The 20,885-nt window shown below is 70.0% G+C and carries 21 protein-coding genes and 2 pseudogenes; 15 read left to right on the top strand and 8 right to left on the bottom strand.

Features of this window, described 5'->3' with window-relative positions; all coding sequences use genetic code 11:
- Positions 1-107: 107 nt before the first annotated feature.
- The 4 genes from ABZX37_RS18730 to ABZX37_RS18715 all read right to left on the bottom strand — a co-directional run bounded on the left by ABZX37_RS18730 (position 108) and on the right by ABZX37_RS18715 (position 4,061).
- Positions 108-638 carry a hypothetical protein gene (locus ABZX37_RS18730; protein ID WP_354741002.1) on the bottom strand — a complete coding sequence of 177 codons (531 nt, stop codon included), beginning with the start codon at positions 636-638 and terminating at the stop codon, positions 108-110.
- A gap of 116 nt (positions 639-754) precedes the next feature.
- The gene (locus tag ABZX37_RS18725; protein WP_354741000.1) at positions 755-1,579 is read right to left on the bottom strand and encodes an alpha/beta hydrolase; all 825 of its coding nucleotides are present in this window, start codon (positions 1,577-1,579) and stop codon (positions 755-757) included.
- A complete protein-coding gene (locus ABZX37_RS18720) occupies positions 1,579-2,490 on the bottom strand; it encodes a VOC family protein (RefSeq protein ID WP_354740998.1) in 912 nt (303 codons plus the stop codon). Before ABZX37_RS18720 ends, ABZX37_RS18725 begins: the two co-directional genes overlap by 1 nt.
- A gap of 11 nt (positions 2,491-2,501) precedes the next feature.
- On the bottom strand, positions 2,502-4,061 hold the full coding sequence (locus tag ABZX37_RS18715; RefSeq protein WP_354740996.1) for an FAD-dependent monooxygenase: 1,560 nt from the start codon (positions 4,059-4,061) through the stop codon (positions 2,502-2,504).
- Positions 4,062-4,193: 132 nt separating this feature from the next.
- Here ABZX37_RS18715 and ABZX37_RS18710 point away from each other — a divergent pair, with 132 nt between their 5' ends.
- The 4 genes from ABZX37_RS18710 to ABZX37_RS18695 are packed head-to-tail and all read left to right on the top strand — an operon-like array spanning position 4,194 to position 6,674.
- A complete protein-coding gene (locus tag ABZX37_RS18710; RefSeq protein ID WP_354740994.1) occupies positions 4,194-4,832 on the top strand; it encodes a TetR/AcrR family transcriptional regulator in 639 nt (212 codons plus the stop codon).
- Positions 4,833-4,881: 49 nt separating this feature from the next.
- Positions 4,882-5,112, top strand: a complete 231-nt coding sequence (locus tag ABZX37_RS18705; protein ID WP_354740992.1) for a hypothetical protein — start codon at positions 4,882-4,884, stop codon at positions 5,110-5,112.
- Positions 5,109-6,284, top strand: a complete 1,176-nt coding sequence (locus tag ABZX37_RS18700) for an AI-2E family transporter (RefSeq protein WP_354740990.1) — start codon at positions 5,109-5,111, stop codon at positions 6,282-6,284. The genes ABZX37_RS18705 and ABZX37_RS18700 overlap by 4 nt, the downstream gene beginning before the upstream one ends.
- Before the next feature lie 21 nt (positions 6,285-6,305).
- On the top strand, positions 6,306-6,674 hold the full coding sequence (locus tag ABZX37_RS18695; protein WP_354740988.1) for a hypothetical protein: 369 nt from the start codon (positions 6,306-6,308) through the stop codon (positions 6,672-6,674).
- A 3-nt stretch (positions 6,675-6,677) separates the two neighbouring features.
- Here ABZX37_RS18695 and ABZX37_RS18690 read toward each other — a convergent pair whose 3' ends face one another.
- The gene (locus tag ABZX37_RS18690; protein WP_354740986.1) at positions 6,678-7,436 is read right to left on the bottom strand and encodes an IclR family transcriptional regulator; all 759 of its coding nucleotides are present in this window, start codon (positions 7,434-7,436) and stop codon (positions 6,678-6,680) included.
- 66 nt (positions 7,437-7,502) lie between these two features.
- On the opposite strand from ABZX37_RS18690, the gene ABZX37_RS18685 reads away from it, so the two are divergent.
- The 6 genes and pseudogenes from ABZX37_RS18685 (at position 7,503) to ABZX37_RS18660 (ending at position 12,495) form a co-directional block, all read left to right on the top strand.
- On the top strand, positions 7,503-8,645 hold the full coding sequence (locus tag ABZX37_RS18685) for a cupin domain-containing protein (RefSeq protein ID WP_354740984.1): 1,143 nt from the start codon (positions 7,503-7,505) through the stop codon (positions 8,643-8,645).
- Entirely contained in the window at positions 8,642-9,472 is an 831-nt protein-coding gene (locus ABZX37_RS18680; protein ID WP_354740982.1) for a fumarylacetoacetate hydrolase family protein, read from the top strand. Before ABZX37_RS18685 ends, ABZX37_RS18680 begins: the two co-directional genes overlap by 4 nt.
- The gene (locus ABZX37_RS18675) at positions 9,472-10,074 is read left to right on the top strand and encodes a maleylpyruvate isomerase family mycothiol-dependent enzyme (protein ID WP_354740980.1); all 603 of its coding nucleotides are present in this window, start codon (positions 9,472-9,474) and stop codon (positions 10,072-10,074) included. Before ABZX37_RS18680 ends, ABZX37_RS18675 begins: the two co-directional genes overlap by 1 nt.
- Before the next feature lie 9 nt (positions 10,075-10,083).
- Complete coding sequence (locus ABZX37_RS18670; RefSeq protein ID WP_354740978.1) at positions 10,084-11,316, top strand: FAD-dependent oxidoreductase; 1,233 nt, start codon at positions 10,084-10,086, stop codon at positions 11,314-11,316.
- A 292-nt stretch (positions 11,317-11,608) separates the two neighbouring features.
- Positions 11,609-11,707: pseudogene (locus ABZX37_RS18665) on the top strand (SDR family oxidoreductase); the annotation flags it as partial.
- Positions 11,708-11,742: 35 nt separating this feature from the next.
- Positions 11,743-12,495: pseudogene (locus tag ABZX37_RS18660) on the top strand (class II aldolase/adducin family protein).
- Positions 12,496-12,535: 40 nt separating this feature from the next.
- Here the strand turns inward: ABZX37_RS18660 and ABZX37_RS18655 are convergent.
- Positions 12,536-13,051 carry a DUF4232 domain-containing protein gene (locus ABZX37_RS18655; protein WP_354740976.1) on the bottom strand — a complete coding sequence of 172 codons (516 nt, stop codon included), beginning with the start codon at positions 13,049-13,051 and terminating at the stop codon, positions 12,536-12,538.
- A 236-nt stretch (positions 13,052-13,287) separates the two neighbouring features.
- Here ABZX37_RS18655 and ABZX37_RS18650 point away from each other — a divergent pair, with 236 nt between their 5' ends.
- The 3 genes from ABZX37_RS18650 to ABZX37_RS18640 all read left to right on the top strand — a co-directional run bounded on the left by ABZX37_RS18650 (position 13,288) and on the right by ABZX37_RS18640 (position 15,710).
- Positions 13,288-13,968 carry a response regulator transcription factor gene (locus tag ABZX37_RS18650; RefSeq protein WP_354740974.1) on the top strand — a complete coding sequence of 227 codons (681 nt, stop codon included), beginning with the start codon at positions 13,288-13,290 and terminating at the stop codon, positions 13,966-13,968.
- A complete protein-coding gene (locus tag ABZX37_RS18645; RefSeq protein WP_354740972.1) occupies positions 13,965-15,332 on the top strand; it encodes a HAMP domain-containing sensor histidine kinase in 1,368 nt (455 codons plus the stop codon). The genes ABZX37_RS18650 and ABZX37_RS18645 overlap by 4 nt, the downstream gene beginning before the upstream one ends.
- Before the next feature lie 81 nt (positions 15,333-15,413).
- The gene (locus ABZX37_RS18640; RefSeq protein ID WP_354740971.1) at positions 15,414-15,710 is read left to right on the top strand and encodes a DUF1905 domain-containing protein; all 297 of its coding nucleotides are present in this window, start codon (positions 15,414-15,416) and stop codon (positions 15,708-15,710) included.
- A 173-nt stretch (positions 15,711-15,883) separates the two neighbouring features.
- On the opposite strand, the gene ABZX37_RS18635 is transcribed toward ABZX37_RS18640, so the two are convergent.
- Together ABZX37_RS18635 and ABZX37_RS18630 are read right to left on the bottom strand one after the other, a co-directional pair.
- Positions 15,884-16,426, bottom strand: coding sequence for an SMI1/KNR4 family protein (locus ABZX37_RS18635; RefSeq protein WP_354740969.1), 543 nt, complete (start codon positions 16,424-16,426; stop codon positions 15,884-15,886).
- 328 nt (positions 16,427-16,754) lie between these two features.
- Positions 16,755-17,702 carry an NADP-dependent oxidoreductase gene (locus ABZX37_RS18630; RefSeq protein WP_354740968.1) on the bottom strand — a complete coding sequence of 316 codons (948 nt, stop codon included), beginning with the start codon at positions 17,700-17,702 and terminating at the stop codon, positions 16,755-16,757.
- Between the two features lie 83 nt (positions 17,703-17,785).
- Here ABZX37_RS18630 and ABZX37_RS18625 point away from each other — a divergent pair, with 83 nt between their 5' ends.
- Positions 17,786-18,364, top strand: coding sequence for a helix-turn-helix domain-containing protein (locus ABZX37_RS18625; protein WP_354740966.1), 579 nt, complete (start codon positions 17,786-17,788; stop codon positions 18,362-18,364).
- Positions 18,365-18,551: 187 nt separating this feature from the next.
- Positions 18,552-20,831 (top strand): tetratricopeptide repeat protein, encoded by a 2,280-nt coding sequence (locus ABZX37_RS18620; protein WP_354740964.1) that lies wholly within the window; start codon positions 18,552-18,554, stop codon positions 20,829-20,831.
- Positions 20,832-20,885: the final 54 nt, after the last annotated feature.

Here is a 20,885-nt window from a genome sequence, read left to right as displayed (position 1 = left end):
ACGATCAGATTTCCCGCGGCCACCGGGCAAGGAACGCGCCGATCGCGTTGTCCATCCACTCGCCCTGTCCGGTCCGCCACCGAAAAGCACCGCTCAGCGCACCCGCCTCACCCGATCGCCGGACCCAGGTCTGTCCTCCGGTCGACCAGCGCCTGTTGCGGCGACCACGCGAATCCGTTGTAGGTCGACCACCAGATGTGGTTGTCCGTGCCCGCTCCGCGCCAGGTCATGAACAGCTGTCCGCCGGTGGTGCGGCCCAAGGCAGGAGCCGCTTCCGTGCGACGGTCGGTCAAGGGCTGCTGCTGCGACCACGCACTCCCGTCGTAGGTCGACCACCAGATCAGGCTGTCGGTGCCCGCACCGCGCCAGGCCATCACCAGCTGCCCGTCTCCGGTGCGGCCCAAGGCAGGAGCCGCTTCCGTGCGGCGATCGGTCAAAGGCTGCTGCGGCGACCACGCACTCCCGTCGAAGCTTGACCACCAGATCAGGTTGTCCGTGCCCGCTCCGCGCCACGCCATGCCGAGGGTGGTCGCCTGGGTTCGGTGTGGCGTGGCGGTGGATGCTGTCGGAATGGTCAGCAAACCGCTGCCTGCCAGGACAGCGGCCGCGAATGCTGCCAGGGTTCTCGATCTCGTCATGATGTTCCCCTCTGCCAGGGATTCCGATGACCCGAGTACCTACCGAGAATGGGGGCTTCCCTGGCAGAAGGGATAGGGGCCGTCTCGTTCAACGAGACGGCCCCGTAGCCCGGGAATCAGTGGTGCAGTACGAAATCCGTCACCAGCCGGTTGAATTCGTCCGCATGTTCCAGTTGCGCCCAATGCCCGCACCGGTTCAGCAGAACCGCCCGCGAATCCGGAATATTCGCGGCCAGGAAAAGCGTCGATTCGAACGACACCACGCGGTCGTCCCGGCCGTGGATCAGCAAGGACGGCGCGGTGATCCCGGAGACCGCCGCGAGGTCCAGCCAGATCGGGATCGGGGCTTTCGGGGCCGCGGCGGCGACGGCGCGCAGGTGTTCGGGGCGGGCGAGCGCCGTGTCGGAACGTTCCTGGCACAGTTCCGGCGTCGCGAACCGGGCCTTGTCGTAGACCATGATTTCGACCAAGCGGCGCATACCGTCGGGGGTGGCGTCGGAGTAGGTCTCGAACATGATCTTCAGGCCTTCGGTCGGGCCGCCGCCCGCGCCGAACAAGAACGGCTTCATCTGGATGGGCGGGCCCATCGTGATCAGGTGCGACACGCGTTCGGGGCGCTCGACCGCGAGCCGCAACGAGGTGTGGCCGCCCATGGAATTGCCGACGAAGGCGGCTTTTTCGATGCCTAGCGCGTCCAGGAGCTGGGTCGCGGCTTCGACGTGGTCGAGCGTCCCGAAGTCCGCGCCGTCGGAGTCGCCCCAGCCGGGCAGGTCGGGGGCGATCACCCGAAAATTACGGGACAGCGCTTCGATATTCGGCGAGTAGTTGCTCCAGCCGGTCGCGCCGGGGCCGCCACCGTGCAGCAGAACGAGCGGGTGGCCTTCGCCGGTGTCGTGGTAGTGGATCTTCCAGTCGCGGGTCTGCACGTAACGCGAAGTCATCAGAGCGCACCTCCGGCGAGCTGTGCCGCGACGGCTTCCGGCGCGCGGTGGCCCCACCAGTGCAGGTGATCGAGCGTCCGGACTTCCCAGGTCTCGTCGTCGATCAGCAAGCCGCCCCAGCCGTACTCGACGGAGAAACCCGACGGCGTCCGGACGTAGAAGCTGAACATGTGGTCGTTCGGGTGCATGCCGAGCGTCATCTCGAACGGCTGTTTCGCGTCGAGGCACCGGTCGTAGGCGAGGCCGACGTCGCGGATGTCGGCGACCTCGATCATGAAGTGGTGCGTCCGCTTCGGGTGCGGCATGTCGCCGAACGCGACGGAGTGGTGCCGTGGATTGCAGTGCAGGAACGCCAGATCCGCGACGACCCCGGGCGCGACCTCCTCGACGATGATGTCGCTGAGCTTGAAGCCGAGCAGGCCCTCGTAGAACGCCAGATAGGTCTCGCGGGGGATGCCCTTGGCCAGCAGCACCTGGTGGCCCGCGCCGCCGGTGCCGGTGACGAAGCCGCCGAGCAGCAGGTCGCTGCGGAACGGGGTTTCGGCGTCGGCCAGGCCGGTGACGAGTTCGAGCACGTTGCCCAGCGGGTCCGTGACGAGCACGATCCGGTCGACTTTCCGCGCGGCAGCCAGCCCGGGGTCGCCTTCGACGGTTTCGACGCCTGCCTTCCGCAGCTGAGCGACGAGGGAATCCAGCTCAGCCGCCGACGAGACCTCGTAGCCGCTTCGGACGAGGTCGTCGGCGGGGCCTTCGGTGAGGATCCAGCGGTGTGCTTTCTCGTCAGTGCGCAGGGTGAAGCCGTCCGCGGACTTCTCCCCCAGCTGCATGCCGAGCAGGGACACCGCGAAGCGCTCCCATTCGGCGAGGTCGCTGGCCTCGTAGACAACGTAGGCGAGCTCTTTCACAGTCATGGAGATTCCTTTCAACGCTGCGAAACGGGGACGGCGAGGCCGGTCTTGTCGGCCGCCGCGACGAATTTGTCGGGACGCACGGCGATCGCCTGGACGCCGTATCGGTCGAACCAGGGCAGCAACGCGTCCTCGAGATCCACGAGGTCATGAGCGGCGCGGGTGTACCCGGTGCGCGGGCGGACGGCGACGCAGGACGCGCCGAGGGCGTCCCAGTCCGACCTCTCCTCGGGCGTGAGCAGGGTCGCCGGGTCGAGGTCGTTGCCGAGGAGGACGAAACCGCGGGGCAGCAACGCGTCCAGCCGGTCGATCCGGCCGGCGGCGTCGCACGCGAGCGGCTGCGGGAGGTACCGGCCGACGACGGACGCGTCCCCGGTCTCGCCGCGCAGCCAGCCGCCGGCGAGGGTCGGCGGGGCGTTCAGCGGCGGTTCCCAGGGCGTGACGAGGTTCGGCGGGACGGTGTTCATCGCCTCGATCTCCGCCGGGCTCGCCTCCTGCTTGATCACGCGGCCCAGCGCGATCGCCATCCCGGTGTAGAACTCGGCCGACAGACGGCGCTCGGGCTCGTAGGTGTCGAGCCAGTCCTCGCCCAGTTCGCCGCGGACGATCCCGGCGATCTTCCAGCCAAGGTTGTACGCGTCGCGCATGCCGGTCTGCATGCCCGCGCCCGCCCACGGCGGCATCAGGTGCGCGGCGTCGCCGGCGAGGAAAACCCTTCCCTGCCGGTAGGTTTCGGCCATCCGGACGTGGTGGCGGTAGAACGCGAACTGGTGGATCTCGACGTCGTCCTCGGTCACGCCGAGCGCGCGCAGCAGCGGCCACACCTGCGCCTCCGTCGGGAAGTCCGCTTCGGACTCGGTGGTCTTGAGCGGGATTTCCCAGCGGTGGTTGCCCGCCGACAGTGCGATGTCGACGACGGGGCGTTCGCGGTCGGTCCAGAACGTGCGGAAATCGCGGTCCGGCCACCAGCGCTTGACCCGGCAGTCGACGACGATCCACAGCGTGTCGCCGGTGTCGCCGTGCATCGGGATGCCGAGCATCTTGCGCACCGGGGACGAACCGCCGTCGGCCGCGATCGTGTACCGCGTGCGGGTGGTGGTCTCCTCCCCTGTTCCGCGGTCGCGCGCGGTGACGGTCACGCCGCTGGTGTCCTGCTCGACCGCGACGACCTCGACGCCATACCGCACGTCCAGACCGGAGTGCTCCTCGCCGCAACGACGCAGTTCAGCTTCCAGAGCGGGCTGGTAGATGTTGTAGAACCGCGGCTTGCTCCCTCGGGTGCCGAGCGTGCTCGGCGGATGCTCGACGCGCATCACCTCGCGGCCGTCGTAGGTCACCCAGCGCAGCGCTCGCTGCGGCTCGACGACGCGCTCGACCCGGTCGTCGACGCCGAGGTCCTGCAGGATCCGCATCGTCCAGTCGTTGATCGTGACCGCCCTCGCCCGTGCGTAGACGTCCTGGTCCCGCTCGAACGCGGCCACCCGCGCGCCCTTCGCGGCCAGGGTCAGCGCCCCGGCCAGGCCCGTCGGGCCGTATCCGACGACGGCGACGTCGGCGTCGTAGTGCTCAGTCATGTCCCAGGCTCCACAGTTTTGGACCGGTCGTTCGGTTCATTAGTGGCTACGGTCACACCTCGGCCGGGGGTTCGTCAAGCGCGTCGCGCACGATTCCGGTGTGCAGAAAACCGGCGGCCCTATGCTCTCGGCGTGGACACAGCGCGGGCCGGGAACCGGCGGGGACGGCGTTCCCGGGAGGAAATCCTCGACACGGCGTCGCGGATCATGGCCGAACGCGGCTACTCCGCCACGACGATGTCGGTGCTGAGCACCGAGACCGGCCTGCCGAAGAGCGCGATCTACCACCACTTCCAGTCCAAGGGCGGGCTGCTGTCGGCCGTCATGGAACGCGGGGCGTACGAGTTCTTCCGGCACCTGCGCGAGTCGCAGGCGAATCCGCCCGAGAACCTGCCGCCCGCCGAACTGCTCGGCTGGTTCCTGCGGCGCACCGGCGAGGTTTTCGCCGCGAAGCCCGACTTCCTGCGGCTGCACCTGATCCTGCTGATGAGCGCCGAGGCGGTCGCGGACGTCGAGGTGAAGGAGATCATCGAACGCGTCCGCGCCGACGGGCGGCGGCACATGCGCCGGATGATCTCCCAGTCGTGGGCCGGCGTCGGCGCCGAAACGGCGGACAAGGTGGGCGAGGCGCTGGACTACTTCGGCATCGCCGGATTCGACGGCGCGTTCGTCGCGTGGCAGGCAGAACCGGAACGGTCCATGCGGGACCAGATGGCGCTGCTGACCGAGGCCATGGTCGCGATCGCGGAACGGGTGCTGGCCGAGAGGTAACCGCACGGCTCCAAAAATCCACAATGGACTGCACCGGGCTGCTCCGTTCGTGCCGCGCGCCGTCGACTGGTTACGGCCGCGCCGTTTGGAGGTGATCGCCGCCGGGAATTCGCGGCGCGAGGTGATCTACGTGGCGCGAACCGATTTACCGGCGCGGATGGACCGGCCGTCCTGGCGCTGGCTGATGCTCGTCGGCACCGTCGCCTCCGGCCACCGCCTGGGCGCGGGCACCATGGTCGCCGAGCCGTTGTCGGCCAAGGCAGAGGCAGCGGCGGGATGAGCGTCCCGGTCCGCCGGATCGCGGGCGCGAACCGCCATCGACGCCGGGACGCCGCCGACGCAGTGCCGTGGTCGCTGCGCGTCGCGGCCGCGGCCAGCTGGCGGTTCCTGCTCGTCCTGACCATGCTCGGCGCCGTCGCGTGGACGCTCGGCTATCTCGCGAGCGTCACCGTGCCGATCGGGATCGCCCTGCTCCTGTCCGCGTTGTTCGCGCCGCTGGTGGAACGGCTGGTGCGCTGGCACGTGCCGCGCGCGCTGGCCACGCTCGTCGCGATCGTCGTCGGGCTCGCCGTCCTCGGCGGGGTTCTCACGCTGGTGATCACCACGGTCACCGCGAGCCTGCCGCAGCTGAGCAGCCAGATCGGAGCCAGCCTCGCGAGGATCAACAACTGGCTGCAGCACGGCCCGCTGCACCTGCCCCAGTTGCAGCAGCTGCTCGACAAAGCGGTCAACGCTATCCAGGGCAACACGGCCGAACTCTCCGCCCGCGTGCTCTCCACCGCCGCGACCGTCGGCGGCGTGCTGACCGAGATGCTGCTGACGCTGTTCGTGCTCGTTTTCTTTCTCCACAGCGGCAATCAGGTGTGGCGTTTCCTGCTGCGGATCGTGCCCGCCTCCTCGCGGGACGAGATCGACGTCGCCGGTCGCCGCGGGTTCGCCTCGCTGGTCAGTTACGTGCGCGCGACTGTGGCCGTGGCCTGTGTGGACGCGGTCTGCATCGGCGTCGGCATCTGGGTGGTCGGGATTCCGCTCGCGGTGCCGCTGGCCGCGCTGATCTTCATCGGCGCGTTCGTGCCGATCGTCGGCGCGGTGGTGACCGGCGCGGTCGCCGTGCTGATCGCCCTGGTCGCCAACGGATTCGTCGCGGCGGGCGTCGTGCTCGCGATCGTCGTCGCCGTGATGCAGCTGGAAAGCCATGTGCTGCAGCCGTTGCTGCTCGGGCGCGCGGTCCGGCTGCACCCGCTGGCCGTGGTGCTGGGCATCGCGCTCGGTCTCGAAATCGCCGGGATCGTCGGAGCGCTGCTCGCGGTGCCGATCCTGGCCGTCGCGAAAGCCGCGTTCGGTTCCCTGCTGCGCGATCCGCACCTGGACCCGGTCGAGATCGACCCGCTGCTGCCCGGCAACGCCCGCACCGCCGGACGATCAAGGTTTCGCGCGTCCCGGGACGGGTAACCGCACGTCGGAGGGACTCTGATGACGAGTTTGATCACTGACGACGCTGATGGCGCGACGCCGCCCAGAGGACCGCTCGAACGTGGTTTTCCGCTGCCCCGTTCGGCGCCGCCGACGGTGTCCTCGACGCTGCACCGGCTTTCTTCGATGGCGTCCTTGCGCGCGTGGGAACAACGTTCGACTCCCGCGCTGATGCATCAAGCGATCCTGAGCGGCGTCAACGCGCGTCATGCCGCCGAAGCGGCCCAGCTGAGCGTCGCTGAGGCGCACGTGCGCTGGAGTGCTTGGGCGGCCAAAAGACTGGCCCCGCAGCGGCCCGGGATCGCGGCGGAACTGCCGGTACAGCAATTTCTCAACGTGCACGCGGCTTTCGCGGCGGCGCTCGAATAGAGTTTACCCGCGCAGATCAGCTTCCAGCGCGGCCGCTGTCGCACGCAGCGCGGCTACCAGCGTCGGCAGCCGATCCTTCTGGTACCGCACGCTCGGCATCGACACCGACAACCCGGCGACGACAGTCTCGTCCGCGCCGTGCACCGGGACTCCGACCGCGACCACACCTCGTTCCGAACGTCCCTGGTTGAGCGCGAAACCGCTGCGCCGCACGCGCGCCAGGTCCGCCCGCAGCTCCGCCGGGTCCGGCCGTTCGCCGGGCTTGTCGACCGCGTAGAGCTCCTCGACCTGCTCCGGCGGCAGTTCGGCGAGCAGCAGCAGACCGGCCGTCGTCTGATGGACCGGGAAAACCATCCCTTCGCGTGAACCGACGCGCAACGCCTGCGAGCACTCCACGCTCGCGATGAACCGGGCCGTGTCCCCCGTCCGGACAGTCAGATTCACCGACTCGTCCAGCAGATCCACCAGCCGCCGCAGATGCGGAAGCGCCGCCGCGCGCAGTTTGGACGCGGCCGACTGCGAGTGCGCGGCCAGCTCCAGCACTGGGCCTACGCGGTAGGCGCGGTTGGCGTCTTGGACGGCGAAATCGCGGTACACGAGCATCGCGAGCAGCCGGTGCGCGGTGGAGGGCGCGACGCCGATCCGCTCGGCCACTTCGGAGACCGTCAACGGGCCTTCGAGCTGCAGCATCGCCGCGATCCGCAGGGCGTTGTCGACGCTCGCCACCGCGTACGGCGGCGGGGCCTTGAACCGTTTGTCCATCCGGGCCGCCTTTCCGCACACCAGAATCCCGTTTTCCGCAGACCGGGACGCGCCCACCATAACCCCATGACCAGCACTCCAGCGCGAACTCCCGTTCAGCTCGCCGCGGTCGACGCACCGGACCAGCCCGCGGTCACGCCCGCCCTGCGGAACCTCTACCGCGGCTTCGAACAGGAACTGCTCGTTCCGTTGTGGACGGAGATCGGCGACCTGATGCCCGCGCACCCGCGTTCGCGGGCGGTGCCGCACCGATGGCAGTGGGAGAACCTGCTCCGGCTCGCCGAGCAGGCCGGCGAGATCGTGCCGGTCGGACGCGGCGGGGAACGGCGGGCCATCGCGCTCGCCAACCCGGGGCTCGGCGGCCGTCCGTTCGCGACCCCGACGCTGTGGGCCGCGATCCAGTACCTGATGCCCGGCGAAGACGCGCCCGAGCACCGGCACACGCAGAACGCGTTCCGGTTCGTCGTCGAAGGCTCGGGCGTGTGGACGGTCGTCGGCGGCGACGCGGTCCCGATGCGCCGCGGCGACTTCCTGCCGCAGGCGGGCTGGAACTGGCACGCGCACCACAACGCCACCCGCGAGCCGATGGCCTGGCTCGACGGCCTCGACATCCCGTTCCAGTACGGCATCGACGCCCAGTTCTTCGAATTCGGCCGGGAGACGATCAGCGACGCTGAGCGAACCACGCCCAAGCGGTCTCGTTCTGAACGGCTGTGGGCGCATCCGGGTCTGCGGCCGCTGCCCGTCGACACTGTCGCGCCGGGTTCGCCGTTGCTCGCTTACAAGTGGGAGCACACCGACTCTGCCTTGCGCGATCAGCTGCAACTGGAGAAAGAGGGCCACGGCAGCACAGTCGAACCGGGTCACGCGGCTGTCCGGTTTTCCAATCCGCACAACGGTTCTGACGTCCTGCCGACCATCCGCGCCGAGTTCCACCGCGTGGCCCTAGGCGCCGAGACCGCGCCGGTGCGCGAGACCGGTTCGTCGGTCTGCCAGGTCTTCGACGGCTCCGGCACGGTGACCGTCGGCGACACGTCGTGGGCGGTCTCGCGCGGGGACCTGTTCGTCGTTCCGTCATGGCAGCCGTTCTCGGTGAAGTCCGAGGCCGGTGCCACGGACTCCGACTCCGGCGCCCTCGATCTGTTCCGTTTCTCGGACGCGCCTGTCTTCGAGGCGCTCCACCTCGACCGTCAGGAGACTCTCCGATGAAGCTCGCCACCCTCCGCGTCAACGGCGGCACGCGCGCCGTCCGCCTCGATGGCGACGTGCTCGTCGACCTCGGCTCCCCCGATCTCGGCGCCCTGTTCGCCCAAGATGGCTGGGAAGCGCACGCCGCCCAAGCGACCGGCGAGACCTGGCCCGCCGAGGGCGCGGACCTCGCCCCGGTCGTGCCGAATCCGTCCAAAGTGGTCTGCGTCGGGCACAACTACACCAATCACATCAAGGAAATGGGCCGGGAACTGCCCGCGTACCCGACACTGTTCCCCAAGTTCGCCGACACCTTGACCGGCCCGGCCGACCCGATCGTCAAGCCGGCCGAGACCGACGCGCTCGACTGGGAGGTCGAACTCGTCGTGGTGGTCGGCGAGACCGTCCGGCGCGCCAGCGAGGGCGAGGCCGCGGCGGCGATCGCCGGGTTCACCGTCATGAACGACGTCTCGGTCCGCGACTGGCAATTCCGCACCATCGAATGGACACAGGGCAAGATCTGGCAGTCCTCGACGCCGGTCGGCCCTTACGTCGTCACGCCGGACGAGGTCGGCGGCGTCCGTCCCGCTCTCGAGGTGAAGACCATTGTGGACGGTCGTGTCATGCAGCAGGACGACACCGGCACGCTCCTGTTCGACCCGGTGTTCCTGGTCCAGTACATCTCGACGATCGTCCAGCTCAACCCGGGCGACCTGATCGCGACCGGCACCCCCGCCGGGGTCGGGCACGCGCGCGACCCGAAGGTCTACCTGACCGGCGGCGAAACCGTCGTCACCGAGGTCGCCGGGATCGGCGCGTGCGTGAACCAGATCGTGAAGGAATCCTAATGGCGACCGGTGATTCCCGGAAGTGGGTAGCGTTCGGGACCGAGCTTTTCCTGACGCACGCAACGGAGCTGTCCGAGCCGAGCGCGCTGCCCGGCTGGACCCGCAAGCACCTCGCCGCGCATGTCGCGGCCAACGCCGACGCCCTCGGCAACCTCGTGCACTGGGCCCGGACCGGCGAACGCACCCCGATGTACACCTCGCCGGAGCAGCGCAACGCCGACATCGAGGCAGGCTCGCAGCGGCCCGAAGCCCAGCTCACGGCGTGGCTGCGGGATTCAGCGCGCTCCCTGGAGTCGGCGATGGCCGCGTTGACGGCGGAGCAGTGGCAGGCCGAAGTGGTCACCGCGCAGGGCCGGACGGTTCCCGCTACCGAGATCCCGTGGCTGCGGGCCCGCGAGGTGTGCGTGCACGCGGTCGACCTCGGCACCGGATTGACCTTCGCCGACCTGCCGGAGGCGTTCCTGTCCGCGCTCGTCGCCGAGATCCAGGCCAAACGCGGTCTCGACGCGGTGCCGGACGGGCCGCTGCCCGACGTCGCGGCCTACCTCGCCGGACGTCCGCATTCGCTCGCCGGGGTCCCCGACCTCGGCCCCTGGTTGTGAGGAGAGGCCATGGACACCCCTGACGTGCTCGTCGTCGGCGGCGGGATCGGCGGGCTGAGCACCGCGTTCGCGCTGTCGCGGCTCGGCCTGCGGGTCCGGGTCCTGGAGCAGGCGAAGGAATTCGGCGAGGTCGGCGCGGGCATCCAGCTCGCCCCCAACTGCACCCGGATCCTCGACGCCTACGGCCTGCTGGACACCGCGAAGGTACGCGGCGTCGTCCCGGACCGGATGGTGATGCGCGACGCCGTCGACGGCAGCGACCTGACCGCGCTCGACCTGCGCGACCTCGAACGCCGCTACGGCTTCCCGTACCTGGTCATCCACCGCAGCGACCTGCACCGGCTGTTCCTCGACGCCTGCCGCGACGCGGGCGTCGAACTCCTTACCGAGCAGCGGATCGTGTCGTACACCCACGACCCCGCGACCGCCGTGACCGACGACGGCACCGTCCACGCCGCACCGGTCGTGATCGCCGCCGACGGCCTGCACTCCGTGGCCCGTAAGCACTTCGCGGACGACCAGCCGGTTTCGTCGGCGTACGTCGCTTACCGCGGCACCGTGCCGATCGACGAGGTCGGCCGGCCGGTCAATCTGTCCGAGGTCGTCGTGTACGTCGGCCCGCGCTGCCACTTCGTCCACTATGGACTCCGCGGCGGCGATTTGCTCAACCAGGTAGCCGTTTTCGAATCGCCGAAGGCCGTGGCCGGGCTGGAGGACTGGGGCACGCCGGGCGAGCTGGACACCGCCTTCGCCGCCACCTGCGACGCGGTGCAAGCCGGGATCCCGCGGATGTGGCGGGACAAATGGTGGCGCATGTTCGACCGCAACCCGATCTCCACCTGGGTCGACGGTCGGCTGGCCCTGCTCGGCGACGCCGCGCACCCGCCCCTGCAGTACCTCGCCCAGGGCGCGATCATGGCCATCGAAGACGGCTGGGTCCTGGCCGAACACGCGAAACGGCTCGGCACTGGGGATTGGGAAGGTATTCTGGCCGCATACCAGGCAGTCCGGACGGAGCACTGCCGCCGCGTCGTGCTGACCGCCCGTTCCTGGGGGAACCTCTGGCACCTTGACGGCGTCGAGCGGGAACAGCGCAACACCCTGCTGCGCGCCCGCGCGACAGACGACTACGCGTTCACGGACTGGCTGTACGGCCCGACGGCCCTGTTCCCGGAGGACGAACCGGCGATGTTCGAGCCGGTGCCGCTGCCCACAGCGGACGATCTGACTGCCACTCGATAGCCAGAACCGGCGGTGAACGACCCGTTCGCCGCCGGTTTCGCGTTCACGGACTGGCTTGCCCGACAGCGCTGGCCCCGGAGGACGAACCCTCCTACCGAAGCTGTGTCCAAGCCACCGCCGCTTCTTTTGCTGGTCCCGGAAAAGCCAGCGCGTACGCCCTCGAGGTCTCCAGCTGCGCGGAGTTCGCTGCGTTCTTGACCGAGGCGCACGGGCGGGTCTACGGCCTGATCAACAACGCCGCGATCTTCTCCGCCAGCAAGATGAAACCGTTCTGGGAGATCACGGACACGGCATGACGTTCTCGATGGCGCGCGAACTCGGAGAATTCGGCATCCGGGTCAATACCCTCTCGCCGGGCCCGGTCTACACCGAAGTCGCGCGGGAAACCGTGACGCCGGAACAACGCGAGGCCATGCTGCGAGCCCAATCGCTGCACCGCCGCGCTGGGGCCGACGACCTGACCGGCCAGACCCTGAGCGTCAACGGCGGGCTGGTGCACCGATCAGCACGCAACAGGAACTCGTCGCGCTGTCGTCCCGGATCCTGGCCGCCGCCGGACAAGGCGACCTCATCTGGGGCCACGTCTCCTGCCGCGAAGCCGACGGGCGGGGCGTGTGGATCAAATCCGCCAAATGGGGCATGGAGGAGGTCACCCCGGAGCGGGTGCACCTGGTCAACGCCGACGGCGAGGTCGTCTCCGGCGGCGGCCCGCGACACAGCGAATACCCGATCCACACCGAGGTCATCGCGGCACGGCCCGAGGTGAACGCGGTAGTGCACACGCACGCGCCGCACGCCGTCGCCCTGGCCGCGACCTGACAGGAACTGCGGCCGGTGAGCCATGCGGCGAACCTGTTCGTGCCGCCTGAAGTGCCTCGCTATCCGGAAACCGCTGATCTGATCCTGACGCCCGAATTGGGCAAGTCCCTGGCCGCGGAACTGGGCAATGCGCGTGCGGTGTTCCTGGTGAACCACGGGATCGTGGCGGTCGGCGATTCAGTCGAGAGCGCGACGGTCGCCGCAGTGGTGCTGGAGCGGGCATGTGAACAGCAGTTGCTGACACAGTCGTTCGGCGGGTGGCACAGTTGGTCACCGCCGGAGGAGTCAGGGGCACATCTATCACCCACGCGCGGCGGGAGCAGTGTGGGATTACTTGGTACGGCAATTGCCTTGAGCTGAACGGCGCGCTGCCCGGACAAGGCAGCGCGCCGTTCCGCCGTCAGCGCTCTTGAACCGCCCGGACAGCGAGCGGGCGCTGGCCCGGCATGTGCTTCGCGCACGCCCGCGCGCCGGGCTCCGCCACGATCGCCGACTCGGTGTTGCCCGGCGGATAAACCCGCAAGCCGTAGACCGATCGAGGTGCGCAGCTCACCGGGTCGTAAACGTCGACGTCGACCTGGTCGACCCACGCCATGGCGGATTGGCCGGGTGCCAACGTGAGCCTCGGCGCCACTCCGGGTTCCCGTACGGCGGCGTCGCCCACCTGGTGCCGATCCGGGCCCGCGACGTAGGAAACTCCGGGATGGCCGCCCAAGGCGCAGGCGCCGCTGCCGGAGTTGGTGAAGACGATCGGCACGTAGTAGTGCCCGGCGGCCCCCTCTCCCCGGCCAAGCGCGACGTGCAATCCGCTGGTCCGGCAGGACGCCGTTCGGGCGGAAGCTGGCTGGTTCGCGATGACCGTGCCGGCGAGTGCGGCCACGACGCCGCCGATTACGAGGTACCGGGCCGAGATCACTGTCGTTCTCCCGTCGTGCGAGATTCCGCTGATGCTTCATCGTGGCAACGACCGCCCCGGCCGCCCGAGAGGCCAAGGACCCTCTTTGGGTCACTGCCTGCCCGCTGGCAGCAAGGGCCGGACCCGCTGAAAACCCCGCCGTCCGCCGCGATGCACGACGGAATCCGCATCGGCCCCGGTCTTGCCGCGATAGGGAACAATTTCAAGGGCATGTTCTGCGGCGGAGGGGCGGCCCGATGACGGTGCGAGTCTTGCTGGTCGAGGACGACGCCCTGATCAGCGAAGCGCTTTCGCTCGCGCTCGCTGACCAGGGCTGCATGGTGGCGCAGGCCGCGTGCGGCGAGGATGCGTTGCAGATGCTGGAATCGGTGCGCGTGGACGTGGTCCTGCTCGACCTGATGCTGCCCGGCATGGACGGGTTCGCCGTCTGTCAGGAGCTGCGGGTGCGCGGCGACCTGCCGGTCATCGTCATCACCGCCCGCGCCGACAGCCAGGACGTCATCGCGGGCCTGGAAGCCGGCGCGGACGACTACGTGACCAAGCCGCTCGTCGCCGGTGAGCTGGCGGCCCGGATTCGCGCGCTGCTCAGGCGCTCCGCGCCAGTCCGGCGGTGCTGCCTCCAGGTCGGCGATCTGATGCTGAGCACGCACGACGAGACCGTCTCCCGCGACGGCACCCCGATTCGCCTCACCCGCACCGAATTCCGGCTGCTGGCCGAGCTGGCCTCCGCCGAGGGCGAGGTCGTCACGCGGGAGCAGCTGCTGCACCGGATCTGGGGCCGCGACTACTTCGGCGGCACCCGGCTGCTCGACGTGCACATCAGGCGGTTGCGGCGCAAGGTCGAGCCGGATCCCGACTGTCCGCGCCTCGTGCTGACAGTCCGGGGCATCGGCTACCGCGCCAAGCCCCAGCAGTGAATCGGTCCCGGCTTTCGTTGCGCTGGCGGGTTTCCGCGGCGTTCGGGCTCGGTCTGCTGGTCGTGGTGAGCGCGCTGTCGGCGGCGACCTGGCACCTCGCCACCGAGTACCTGCTGAACCAACGCCAGCAGAGCGCCGACCGTCATTCCCGGGTCAACGCGCGGTTGGTCGACAACGAGGTCCGCTCCCAGTCCGGCGGTCTCGGCGAACTGCTATCCGGCCTCACCTCCGGACCGAATTCGACGATCCTCGTGTCCCTGCCCGGCGGTTGGCAGACCGCCGGGCGCCCGGTCCCGCCCGACACCCTCCCGCCCGGCCTGCTCTCCCGGGCCCGTCCCGGCGCGCCCGCGCACGACCGCTTCACCGCCGATGGGGTCCCGGTCCTCGCGGTCGCCCAACGACTCGCCACCCAGGAGGGTTTCTACGTTGAGCTTCATCCGCTGCTCGGGCTGGAACGGACCTTCCGCAAGCTGCGCATGATCCTCATCGCGGGCACCGTGGCGTGCGGGCTGTTCGGCGTCGTCCTCGGCGCCTGGGCGGCCCGGCGCGCGCTGCGTCCGCTCGCCGCGTTCACCGAGACCGCCGCCCGCATCGCACGCGGCGACATGCGCGCCCGCCTGCCCGAACAGGCCGGTCCGGACCTCGCTCCGCTCGCCGAGACCTTCAACTCGACCGCCGACGCCCTGGAACAGCGAGTCCGCCGCGACGCCCGGTTCGCCGCCGACGTCAGTCACGAACTGCGCTCGCCGCTCACCACGATGACCACCGTCGCGGAAGTGCTCGAACGCCGCCGCGACGCCATGCCCGCGCCCGCGCAGAAGGCGTTGCAGCTCCTGCTGGCCGAACTGCACCGGTTTCGCGGCATGGTGCTCGACCTGCTGGAGATCTCGGCCGTCGACCAGGCCGACAACGGCGAAGAACGCGAACTGGTCGACCTCGGCCCGCTCGTCCGCAGCGGAGTCGCGAGCAGCCCCGCCCCGCGTCCCGCGCTGGACCTCTCCGCGCAACCCCTGCTGGTAGCCGCCGACCGGCGCCGCCTCGACCGGGTGCTGGCGAATCTGCTCGACAACGCGGCCCGCTATGGCGGCGGTGCGGTCCGCGTGGCCGCGCACGCACGCAATGGCGTCGTCCGGCTCGAAGTGGACGACGCGGGCGAGGGGGTGCCCGCCGAACTCCGGGAGCGGATTTTCGAGCGGTTCTCCCGGGGATCGCACGCCGGACGGCGGGATCCCGACTCGGGAACGGGATTGGGACTGGCGATCGTCGCGGACCACGTGTACCGCCACGACGGGCGGGTGTGGGCGGAGGGCAGACCGGGCGGCGGGGCACGGTTCGTCGTCGAACTTCCCGAAGCGCGCGGCTGACCGGCCTGTCGTGCGCTTCACGACTGCCTGATCGCGCAGCTCGCCCCGGAAACTGTCGGTGTCGCGTGCGAAGCTGACGGAGTGGAAGTGCACTTCGACGCCGAACTGTGGATCTGGGACGCGCGGCGGACCGACACCTGGACCTTTGTCAGCCTGCCCGGCGACATCTCGGACGAAATCCGCGAACTGGGCGGGCCGCGCCGCGGGTTCGGATCGATGCGCGTCCTGGTCCGCGTCGGCGCTACTACCTGGCGGACCTCGATCTTCCCGGACAGCGAGCGCGACTACGTGCTCCCGGTCAAACGCGCGGTGCGCAAAGCCGAAAGTCTCGATCCCGGCGACATCGCGCAGGTGACCGTGACGGTCCTCGACCTCTGACTGCCGCCGAAGCCGGTCCGGTCCGGCCGGGAAGATCCCGTGCCGGGCGGGGATGAAGTCGGCCGGGACTGCTGGACCGGCGAACTTGGCGAACGCGGTCGCGACAGCTTCTGCCACCTGCCGACGAGGCCGATGCCGAGCAACCACACGCCAGCAGCCCGGGACAGTCCCGGCTAGCGCGCGGCCGATCGGATGTACTCCACGGGAATGCCGGTGAAATCCCACCCCAGAAGGTTTTCCTCGCCGGTGTTCGACAGGATTTCGTAGAGAAGCCGCGTGGTCGGGCCTGGATACTCGCGCCACTCGTCCGCGCCTTGGCTGTGGTAAGCGATCTTCCAGGCGTCCGGGTCGGTCGATGTGGTGATCCAGCAGAAGGTTCCGCCTTGACCGTCAGTTCCCCACGGCAGCAAGCCCCCAGGCTCGGGGAAGAGACCGTAGTCGACGTCGGTGAGGTATTCGAGGTCCTCGTCGCCGAGGATATTCAGGAGTTCGTCAAGACAGCGCTTGTACTCAATCCAGGCTTGCGCCGTCACGACCGGACTGTAAATAGCGATCCTGCGAAATACGCCGCCCGGGAAGCGGGTCAAAAGTTCCTTATAGTCGGCTGGCAGCGGTGTGCCGAGTTCGCGTTCAACGTCTGACCACTCTTTTTCCGGCGTGAACTCTTCGCGCCAGCCGAGGAGCCGAGCGATCTCGTCGACACGGGACGGGGCCACCTGACCTCCTGGTGTCAGCTTCGTGTCTTCGTCCGGATTTTCGCGGAGCAGTCGACACCTTAGCGGCAGCGTGGTGCTCCTTCGGCCGTCGGCATCAAGAATTCTGGTTCTGCCGAATCTACGGCCCAGGTCTTCCTTACCGGCATCGGCGGACAGGACTGGCTGGCCGCGGCGGGCAAACTGGCCACCGAATTCGGGATCGGCCTCGGCCGCGAGTACACCGGCCCGCTCGGCGGCGAGGAACGCGTACGCGAGTTCGGCGCTGCGCGATGTCCTCCGCCAGGTTCTGGCGCGATAGCCCGAAAACCCCGGACCCGGTTCCCGTTTCCTAGAGGTCGATGACGACCTTCCCGTGCACGTGGCGCTCCGCCTGAAGCTCGACCGCGGCGCGGATCCGCTCGACTGGGAAGGTCGCCGCGATCGGCACCCGGAGCCGTCCCGCCGCCGCCAAACCGGCGATCTCCTCGATCGCGCCGGGCGCCGCGTTGGCGCCGTTCGCTGGAGTGATGCCGTCGATCTGGCCCGCGATGGTGGTGATGCGTTCGTCCGGCACGCCGAGTTCGCGGGCCGCCAGCGCCGTTTCCGTCCCATGCAAGTCGATCGCGGCGGTGACGCCGGCGGGAGCCAACGCACGGATCCGTTCGACCAGACCATCTCCGTAGACGACCGGCTCGGCCCCCAGCGCGCGCAGGGCATCAGCGGAGGTGGCCGACCCCGTGCCGATCACTCGCGCACCCGCGAGGCGCGCGAGCTGGACGGCGAACACGCCGACCCCGCCTCCCGCGCCGCCGACGAGCACCGTGTCGCCCGGGCCCGGGTTGACCACCGCCAGTGCCGCAGCCGCCGTGCAACCCGCGATAGCCAGGGCGCTGGCGGTGCGGTCGTCGACGCCGTCCGGAGTGCGGTGCGCCTCGCCGCCCACCGCGATGGTCCCCGCGACGTCCACGACGACGTAATCAGCGACCGCGCGGGACAGGACGCCGCCGAAAACCCGGTCACCGACCGCGAACTCGCGCACACCGTCGCCGACTTGGTCCACCGCACCGGCATAGTCGGTGCCGAACCCGCACGGCAGGCTCAAACCGAACCGCGCGGCGGTCTCCGCGTCGGAGGTCATGAACCAGTCCATCGGATTCAGCCCAGCCGCCGTGACCCGCACACGAATCTGGCCCGGACCGGCCTGCGGCACCGGCACTTCGCGGATGCTCAAGGCTTCCGGCCCGCCGAACGACGCGAACTGAACCGCCCTGCTCGTGGTGGCGCTGGGTTCTTTCATGCTCACCTGTCTCCTGAAGCAACACAAACGGACTATGCTCCGTTTCCGTCACCCAAGCTAGCACAAGTGGAGCGTGATCCGTTTTGGCTGCCGCGCCGACCCCCAAGCCGAGAGCGGACGCGACCCGCAACCGCCGGCAGCTGCTGGAAGTGGCGACCCGCTTGTTCGCCTCGGCCGAGACTGAGCCGTCGATGCGCGCGATCGCCAGCGAAGCCGGGGTCGGCATCGCGACCCTCTACCGGCACTTCCCCACCCGCGAGTCACTGGTCGACGCGGTCTACCAAGACCAGGTCTCGCGGCTCACCGCCGGTGCCCGCGAGCTGCTCGCCGAGCTCGGCCCGGCCGCCGCGCTCCGCCGCTGGATGGACCTGTTCGGGGACTGGATCGCGACCAAGAACGGAATGCTCGACACGCTCCTCGCGATGGTCGAATCCGGCGAGATCGCCCACGCCCGCACCAGAACCGAACTCCTCGCGGCCGTCGACGGCCTTCTCGAACCCGGCCGGACGAGCGGGGAACTCCGCGCCGACGTCCCCGCCGAAGACATCGCCGCCGCACTCATCGCCATCTTCACCGTGGCCGGCTCACCCGAGCACAAGGCGATGGCCGGTCGCCTGCTCGACCTCTTGATGGACGGGCTCCGGCCGACCGAAGACGGCTGAGCGAGAGTCCAGCGGGGATAGGAGTCCGCGCGGTTCGGGCACCAGCACCGCTACGGACGTTGCGCGTCCCGACACCCTCCGCAACCATGTCGGAGGGGGGGTTCTGCACGCGACGGCACCTGCCCCTCGATCTGGGTCGCACCCAGCGGCGTCCTGTTCTTCACACCGCCGGCGAAGGGGAGACGAGTTGGCAGGCCGGTTCGGCGTGCTGCTGCGGCAGCTGCGGCAAGCTGCGCGGCTGACCCAGGAGCGGCTCGCGGAGCGTTCCGGGGTGTCCGTCCGGTCCATCAGGCGGTTCGAGCTCGGACAGGGCGGCGAGCCCCGCATGGCCACGGCGCGTCTGCTGGCCGACGCCCTCTGCCCGAGCCCAGCCGAACGGCACGAACTGCTGGCCGCCGCGCTGACCGGCGCCGAGGGCGGCGGCCAGGGCCCGGTCGGCTCGACGCCGCGCCAGTTGCCCGCCCAGGCGGGGACATTCGTCGGGCGCTGTGCCGAACTCGCGTCCGTGGACAAGGCTTTCGGAGCGCTCGGGTCGGGCGGGCTGGCAGTGGTGTCGGCGATCGGCGGGGGCGGCGTGGGCAAGACCTGGCTGGCGCTGCGGTGGGCTTACGCCAACGTGCCGCGGTTCCCCGACGGGCAGCTGTTCGTCGATCTGCGCGGCTTCACGCCCCACGGCGATCCGATGACGGCGCAGGAGGCCCTCCGGGTGCTCCTGGGTTCTTTCGACCTCGAACCCGCCGCGATCCCTCCCGACCTGGCGTCCCAGACCGCCTTGTACCGCAGCCTCACCGCGGGCAAACGGATGGTGATCGTGCTGGACAACGCCCGGGACACCGCACAGGTGGCTCCGCTGCTGCCCGGCGGCTCGTCCTGCGCGGTGCTCGTCACCAGCCGCGACCGGCTGACCGGTCTCGTCGCCGCCCACGGCGCGAAGCCGGTGCCGCTGGACGTTCTCGGTCCGGCCGACGCCCGGCAGCTGCTGGCGAGCCGCCTCGGACACGAGCGGCTCGCCGCCGAGCCGGACGCCGCCGCCGAGCTCCTGTCCTGCTGCGCCGGGCTGCCGCTGGCGCTGGCCGTGGTTTCCGCTCGCGCGGCCGTCCGGCCCTCCTTTCCGCTGGAGGCGCTGGCCGCCGAACTGCGCCACGCCTCCGACCGGCTGGACACGCTCGACGCCGACGACACCGCCGCCAGCGTCCGGGCCTCGCTCTCCTGGACGCACGGCGCGCTCACCGCCGATCAGGCGACGGTGTTCGCGCTGCTGGGTCTCGCGCCCGGTCCGGACATCGGGCTGCCCGCCGCGGCCGGGCTGGCCGGACTGCCCGAGGACGAGACCGCCGAGGTGCTGCGGGCGTTGGAGCAGGTCTCGCTCGTCCACCACCACCTGCCTGGCCGATATCGCATGCACGACCTGGTCAAGCTCCACGCCGAGGCCGTCGCCCGCCGCGACCTGCCCGAGCGCACGAGGGACGCCGCGCTGCGACGTCTGGTCGAGCACTACCTGCACAGCGCGGGCGGAAGCGGCCAGCTGCTCGACCCGCACCGCCAGCCCGTCCGGCTCGCTCCCCCGGCGCCCGGCTGCCGCCCGCGCCCGCCCGCGGACCGGGCGGCGACCATCCGATGGTTCGACGCGGAACACCCCAATCTGCTTGCCGCCCAACGCCTCGCCGCCGAGAACGGCTGGCACCGCGAGGTGTGGCAACTGGCCTGGGCGCTCAGTCCGTCCCTCCACCGCAGGGGACACAACTACGATTCGCTCGCCGTCTGGTCCGCGGCAGCGGCCTCCGCCGACCGGTTCGCCGATCCCGTCGCCCAGAGCCTCGCCCGGCGGTTCCTCGGCTGGACCTGCGCCCTGCTCGACCGGCCCGACGACGCGCTGGACCACTTGCGGCACGCGGTCGCCCTGGCCGGGGAGTCCGGCGACCCGCTCAGCCAGGGCCACGCTCTCCGCTTCCTCGCGGCGGTCTGCGACCAGCACGGGCACCACCGCCAGGCACTGGCGCACGAGCGCGCCGCACTCGTCTTCTTCGACGCCCTGGAAATGCCCGCCTGGCAAGGAGATGTGCTGAACATGATGGGCTGGAGCGCGGCCCTGCTCGGCGAACTCGACGAGGCCCGCGCCCACTGCGAGGCCGCACTCGCCCTGCTTCGCAGGCATCACCACCCCGTCTCCGAATCCAACACCCTCGACAGCCTCGGCTACATCGCCCACCGGCGCGGAGATCACGCGATGGCCGTCGACTACTACCGGCAAGCACTCGCCCTGTGCCACGACCACGGCCACGCCTTCTTCGAAGCCGAAGCCCTCGAGGGGCTCGGGCACCCGTATCTCGCCCTCGGGAGCCGCGAGCAGGCCCGCGCGGTCTGGCGGCAAGCGCTGGCGCTCTACCAGACCCAGCACCGCACAGACCGCGCCGACCGGGTCCACCGACAGCTGGCCGCCCTCGACGACGACTCCGCCCCGCACTGACCACAGTGGACACAAGCCGACGCGTCCCGGCGCGAGAAGATCGCTGGGTCCGGC

The sequence above is a fragment of the Amycolatopsis sp. NPDC004079 genome (assembly GCF_040610415.1).
Lineage (GTDB): Bacteria > Actinomycetota > Actinomycetes > Mycobacteriales > Pseudonocardiaceae > Amycolatopsis > Amycolatopsis halotolerans.
The sequence above is the reverse complement of the archived record's forward strand: the minus strand, read 5'-3'. Positions and strand labels throughout refer to the sequence as shown.